The organism is Halomonas sp. KM-1, from assembly GCF_000246875.1.
GTDB lineage: Bacteria > Pseudomonadota > Gammaproteobacteria > Pseudomonadales > Halomonadaceae > Halomonas > Halomonas aerodenitrificans.
Genome location: NZ_BAEU01000009.1, coordinates 1 through 5,592, shown reverse-complemented (window position 1 = coordinate 5,592; position 5,592 = coordinate 1). Strand labels below are relative to the sequence as shown.

The 5,592-nt window shown below is 67.6% G+C and carries 7 protein-coding genes and 1 pseudogene; 2 read left to right on the top strand and 6 right to left on the bottom strand.

All coding sequences use genetic code 11. From position 1 onward, the window contains the following. A pseudogene (locus B8115_RS00535) lies at positions 1–333 on the top strand (ABC transporter ATP-binding protein); the annotation flags it as partial. Between the two features lie 50 nt (positions 334–383). Here B8115_RS00535 and dtd read toward each other — a convergent pair. From dtd to thiD, 3 genes are all read right to left on the bottom strand, one after another. After that, on the bottom strand, positions 384–821 hold the full coding sequence (dtd, locus tag B8115_RS00530) for a D-aminoacyl-tRNA deacylase (protein ID WP_010625772.1): 438 nt from the start codon (positions 819–821) through the stop codon (positions 384–386). A 61-nt stretch (positions 822–882) separates the two neighbouring features. Then, positions 883–1,728: a universal stress protein gene (locus tag B8115_RS00525; protein WP_010625771.1), complete on the bottom strand. Its 846-nt coding sequence runs from the start codon at positions 1,726–1,728 to the stop codon at positions 883–885. Between the two features lie 79 nt (positions 1,729–1,807). After that, positions 1,808–2,620: a bifunctional hydroxymethylpyrimidine kinase/phosphomethylpyrimidine kinase gene (gene thiD / locus B8115_RS00520; protein ID WP_010625770.1), complete on the bottom strand. Its 813-nt coding sequence runs from the start codon at positions 2,618–2,620 to the stop codon at positions 1,808–1,810. A gap of 42 nt (positions 2,621–2,662) precedes the next feature. Between thiD and B8115_RS00515 the strand changes: the two genes are divergently transcribed. Further along, positions 2,663–3,094, top strand: coding sequence for a YqaA family protein (locus tag B8115_RS00515; protein WP_010625769.1), 432 nt, complete (start codon positions 2,663–2,665; stop codon positions 3,092–3,094). A gap of 35 nt (positions 3,095–3,129) precedes the next feature. On the opposite strand, the gene B8115_RS00510 is transcribed toward B8115_RS00515, so the two are convergent. From B8115_RS00510 to B8115_RS00500, 3 genes are all read right to left on the bottom strand, one after another. Further along, entirely contained in the window at positions 3,130–4,536 is a 1,407-nt protein-coding gene (locus B8115_RS00510) for a TRAP transporter large permease subunit (protein ID WP_026037782.1), read from the bottom strand. 10 nt (positions 4,537–4,546) lie between these two features. Beyond that, positions 4,547–5,095 (bottom strand): TRAP transporter small permease subunit, encoded by a 549-nt coding sequence (locus B8115_RS00505; protein WP_010625767.1) that lies wholly within the window; start codon positions 5,093–5,095, stop codon positions 4,547–4,549. An 88-nt stretch (positions 5,096–5,183) separates the two neighbouring features. Next, on the bottom strand, positions 5,184–5,592 hold a 409-nt coding region (locus B8115_RS00500), incomplete at its 5' end, for an endonuclease/exonuclease/phosphatase family protein (RefSeq protein ID WP_010625766.1).

Genomic DNA, 5,592 nt, shown 5'->3' with positions numbered 1-5,592 from the left:
ATATCGCGAGCGGAGAGCGCCGCGCCCAAGGAGGACCGCAAGGCGAGCCGCCGCGCCGCCGCCGAGCTGCGCGAGAAGCTACGGCCGCTGAAGAAGGCGCGCGACCGCGCCGAGCAGGCGCTGGAGAAGGCCCAGGCGGAGCTGACTGCGGTGGAGGAGGCGCTGGGTGAGGCTGAGCTCTACACCGACCCGGCGCGCAAGGCCGAGCTCACCGAGCGGCTGGCCCGGCAGGGCGAGCTCAAGTCACGGCTGGAGACGCTGGAAGCCGATTGGTTGGCCGCTGAAGAGGCGCTCGAGGCGATGGAGGCGGAGCTGCTCGAAAGTGGGGCTTGAAATATGGCCTGTCCCCGGATCAGCCGCGGGATACGGCTAGCATGGTGCCTTCAGCTCTCTAGCAGAAACGTTACCGGCCCGTCGTTGATCAGCTCGACCTGCATGTTGGCGGCGAACTCACCGCTCTCGACCCTGGGCCAGGTCGCCTGGGCGCGGTCGAGCAGGTAGTGGAACAGCCGCTCGCCGTCTGCCGGCGGCGCGGCGCTGGAGAAGCTCGGGCGCAGCCCCTTGCGGGTATCGGCGGCCAGAGTGAACTGCGAGACCAGCAGCAACCCGCCTTCGACCTGCTGCAGGTCGAGGTTCATCTTGCCCGCCTCGTCGCTGAACACCCGGTAGCGCAGCAGCTTGTGCAGCAGGCGCTCGGCGGCGGCTTCGTCGTCGCCCTTCTCCACGCCCACCAGGGCCAGCAGGCCATGATCGATGGCGCCCACCGTTCGCTCGTCCACCGTCACGCTGGCGCGTCGCACGCGCTGTATCAGGGCCTTCATGCGGCGAGTTTCCCTTTCTGACTCAAGTTGGTCGAAAGGGTATCACGCCCGGCAGAGGGTGTTACCAGGCGCGGCACAACATGATGTCGCAATGCGGCTCCGCCAGCAGCGCCTCGGTGATGGGGCTCTGACGCCCCAACTGACCGCGGCTGCTCAGCGCCAGCAGGTCGGGCGGCTGGCGCCGCAGTCGGGTGACCAGCACTTCCAGCGGGTCGCCCTGTTCCAACACCAGGTCGACGTCGGGCACGCTGTCGAGCTCGCCCATCAGTTGGTCAGTCTCGCGTTCGAGCTGGCAGCGCAGGCGCTCCACCTCGCGGTCGCGCCAGCGGGCATAGTCACTGTCGGAGCCCATCTCGCGTTCGCCGGGGATGTCCCAGGCGTGCAGCAGGGTCAGGTGGCTCTCGGGGAAGCGCTTGAGCACCTCGCGCAGTGTGTTGCGGCTGGCCAGCGAGAAGTCCACGGGCAGAAGCACCTCCTGCCAGTCGCGGTTGGCCGGCTGGATCACCGATAGTACCGGACAGGGCGCGCTGCGCAGCACGCGAGCCAGGGTGGTGCCGACGATCAGATCGTTCTGCCCGCGCTTGCGGTGAGAGCCGAGCACGATCATGTCCACTTCACGGTCGTGGGCTTCGCGGACGATCTCGGCATAGGTGGCGCCGGCCACGGTCTGCAGCAAGACGCTGGGCTCCGGCAGGGCATAGTCCTCGCGGATGTCCGTCATGATGGCCTGCATGTCGTCGACCACGGCGGCCTCGAGATCGTGCAGCACGCGGCGCGGCAGATAGGGGTCGAGAACGTGGATCACGTCAAGGCGTGCGCCGCTCTCGGTGGCCAGGCGAATGGCCCGGGCGAAGGCAGCGCGGTTCTCGGCCGAAAGGTCGCAGGCGAACAGCAGGGTCTGGGTCATGGCGTCTCTCCGATGCGATGAGCCTGGCGAGGCAGACTTCAGCATGGGCGCCACTTGGCGAGGCTGCAAGGCCGTTTCGTTACCACCAGCGATGGAAGTGGTGAACCGGCCCGTGGCCTTGGCCCACCGCGAGCCGCCGGCTCTCGGTCAGCGCCGTCTCGAGCCACCGCTTGGCAGCGGCGATGGCGGCGGGCAGCTCATCGCCCAGGGCGAGGCGGGCGGCGATGGCGGAAGAGAGCGAGCAGCCGGTGCCGTGCAGGTTGGAGGTGGCGATGCGGGTGCCCTCGATCCAACGGCTCTCGCCGGCCTCGATCAGCAGGTCGGGGCAGCTTTCGTCGCGCAGATGGCCCCCCTTGAGCAGCACGGCGCCGGCGCCCAGGCCGGCCAGCGCCGGTGCCATGGCCAGCATCTCGTCGCGGCTGGCCGGCGCCGAACGTCCCAGCAGCACCGCGGCCTCGGGCAGGTTGGGGGTGATCAGGTCGGCCAGCGGAACCAGCACCTCGCGCACTGCGGCGATACCCACGTCGTCGACCAGGATGTCGCCGCTCTTGGCCACCATCACCGGGTCCAGCACGACCCAGCGGGGGCGCCTGGCCTCGAGTGCGTCGCGGATGGCCTCGGCCACCTCGCGGCTGGCAACCATACCGATCTTCACCGCATCGATGGTCACGTCATCGAGCAGGGTTTCGAGCTGCAGACAAATGAACTCCACCGGTATCGGTTGCACACCACGCACGCCGCGGGTGTTCTGGGCGGTCAGCGCGGTAATGACGCTGGTACCATAGGCGCCCAGCGCCGAGAAGCTCTTGAGATCGGCCTGAATGCCGGCACCCCCGCTGGGATCGGAGCCGGCGATGGTGAGCGCATTGGGAGCGGGGCGGTGGGTCGTCATGGCGTCCTCTCGCAAACAGAATGGCGGTGTGTAGGGGGCTGGATGCTGAGTCTTTTCGTGGTGGCGTTCGTCAGTGCCACCCTGTTGCCGGGTGGCTCCGAGGTGTGGCTGGCGCGCCAGTGGTGCCTGGGACAGCCGGTGCTGGCGCTGTGGCTGGTGGCCACCTCGGGCAATACCCTGGGCAGTCTGGTCAATGTCTGGATGGGTCGCTATGCGCGCCGTTTCCAGGACCGCCGCTGGTTTCCCGCCTCGCCCCAGGGCCTGGACCGCGCCGAGGGCTGGTATCACCGCTTCGGCGAGTGGAGCCTGCTGCTCTCCTGGGCACCGGTGATCGGCGACCCGCTCACCGTGCTGGCCGGCATCTTCCGCCTGCCCTGGTGGCGGGCCATCCTGCTGATCACCGTGGCCAAGGGGACGCGCTACGCCGTAGTGCTCTACCTGGCCCAGGCGTGGCTGGCCCCGCTCTGCCAGTAATGTCAGACCAAGCCAGGCTCAAGACCGGGCCAAGCTTACCTCAATACCGAAGGCAGCCAGGTGGCCAGCCCCGGGAACAGAGCCAGCGCCCCCAGCATGCCGAGCTGCATCAGGATGAAGGGCACCACGCCGCGGTAGATCGCCGAGGTCGGCACCGACTCCGGCGTCACTCCACGCAGGTAGAACAGCGCGAAGCCGAACGGTGGCGTCAAAAACGAGGTCTGCAGGTTCACCGCGATCATGATGCCCAGCCAGATCGGGTCGAGGCCCATCATCAGCAGCACCGGGCCGACGATCGGCACCACCACGAAGGTGATCTCGATGAAGTCGAGAATGAAGCCGAGCAGGAAGATCACCAGCATCACCACCAGGGTGGCACCGACCACGCCGCCGGGCAGCGCCTCGAACATCTCCTTGACCAGCTCCTCGCCGCCGTAGGCGCGGAACACCAGCGAGAACAGCGCGGCGCCGATCAGGATCAGGAACACCATGCTGGTGACCTTGGTGGTGGTGAACACCACCTCGCGCAGCATCGGCAGGTTCATCCGGCGGTTGACCAGCGCCAGCAGGAAGGCGCCGGTGGCGCCCACCGCCGAGGCCTCGGTGGGGGTGGCGAAACCGCCCAGGATCGAGCCCAGCACGGCGACGATCAGCAGCACCGGGGGAATCAGCCCCTTGATCAGCAGCGGCAGGATGCTGCCGGTGTGGCCCAGCTCCTGTTTCAGCACGTCCCGATCGGCGGCCGGAGCGCTTTCCGGCTTCAGCCACGCGACGATCATCATGTAGAGGATGTAAGCCACCACCAGCAGCAGGCCGGGAATCAGCGCGCCGACGAACAGATCGCCCACCGAGACGGTCTTGGGACTCCACACGCCCATGGCCAACTGGGCGCGCTGGTAGGCGTTGGAAAGCACGTCGCCGAGCAGTACCAGGGCGATGGAAGGCGGGATGATCTGACCCAGGGTGCCGGTGGCGCAGATGCTGCCGGTGGCAAGCGCCGGCGAGTAGCCGCGCTTGAGCATGGTCGGTAGCGACAGCAGGCCCATGGTGACCACGGTGGCGCCGACGATGCCGGTGGAGGCGGCCAGCAGCATGCCCACCAGGATCACCGAGATGCCCAGGCCGCCGCGCAGGGTGCCGAACAGCAGCGCCATGGCGTCGAGCAGGGTCTCGGCCACGCGGGACTTCTCCAGCAGCACCCCCATCAGCACGAATAGCGGCACCGCCAGCAGGGTCTGGTTGGTCATGATGCCGTAGAGGCGGTTGGGCATCGCACCCATCATGCGCGCCTCGAAGGGCACCGGCACGCCCATCTGCAGCAGCAGGTGGCCGAGGCCGGCGAAGATCAGCGCGGTACCGGCCAGTGCCAGGGCCACCGGATAGCCCAGCATCAGCACGGCGCAGACAGTGAGGAACAGGAACAGCGGCATGAACTCGAGCAGGGCTTCCACGTCAGACTACCTCGTCGTGGTCGGGAGTATTACCCGGCGCCTTGCCGCGCAGGATCAGAATCTGACGCATCACCTGAGCCACGCCCTGCACCAGCAGCAGCGCCATCATCACCAGGATCAGCGTTTTGAGCAGATAGACGCCGGGGATGCCGCCGTCGGGGGAGCGCTCGAGGATCGCCCAACTGCTGCGCACGTAGCCGTAGCTCGACCAGGCGATGAACAGCACCACCGGGAACAGCAGAAACAGCGTGCCGCCGAGGTCGATCCAGGCGCGGCCGCGGACGGAGAGCTTGCGGTAGAAGATGTCGACGCGCACATGGCCGTCGTGACGCAGGGTCCAGGCGGCCCCAAGCATGAACACCATGGCGTGCATGTACATGACCGATTCCTGCATCACGATGCTATGGATGCTGAAGACGTAGCGCATCACCACGATGGCGAACTGTACGGCCATCATGATGATCACCAGCCAGGCGATGGAGCGGCCCACGACCTCGGTAAAGCCGTCGAGCCATGCGAGCAGGACCGGATCACGGTTCGCGGTAGGCATGGAGGGTCTCGTGTCGAAGCGAATTCAGGGACCGCATCATCGCCGATTCCGCCGCGGGCGTCATCCCTGGTCCTCAACGCCCCGGCTGTTAGAGGGTCTGCTTCTTGTGCAGCGCCTCCAGCACCGCCTGGCAGGATGACGGCAGTGCGACGTCGACGGCGATCGGCAGGTGGTCGGAGAAGAGGTGATCGAGCACGCGCACGTCCCGCGCCTCCAGCGAATCGGAGAGCAGGATGTGGTCCAGCGCGCGGCGCGGCTGCCAGGAGGGGTAGCTGAGCAGCGGACGCACGGGATGCAGCGGCAGCGAGGCGCAAAAGCGCGAATGCGAGTGCAGCTGCTCCGGCGTGCAGTTGAGGTCGCCCATCACCACCACGTGGCGCAGCGGCTGGATGATCTCGCTGAGATAGTCGAACTGACGCATCCGCGCCCGGTGGCTCAGGGCCAGGTGGGCGACGAACAGGTGCAGGGCGTCCGGGCCGTCGCCGTAGCGGGCGTGG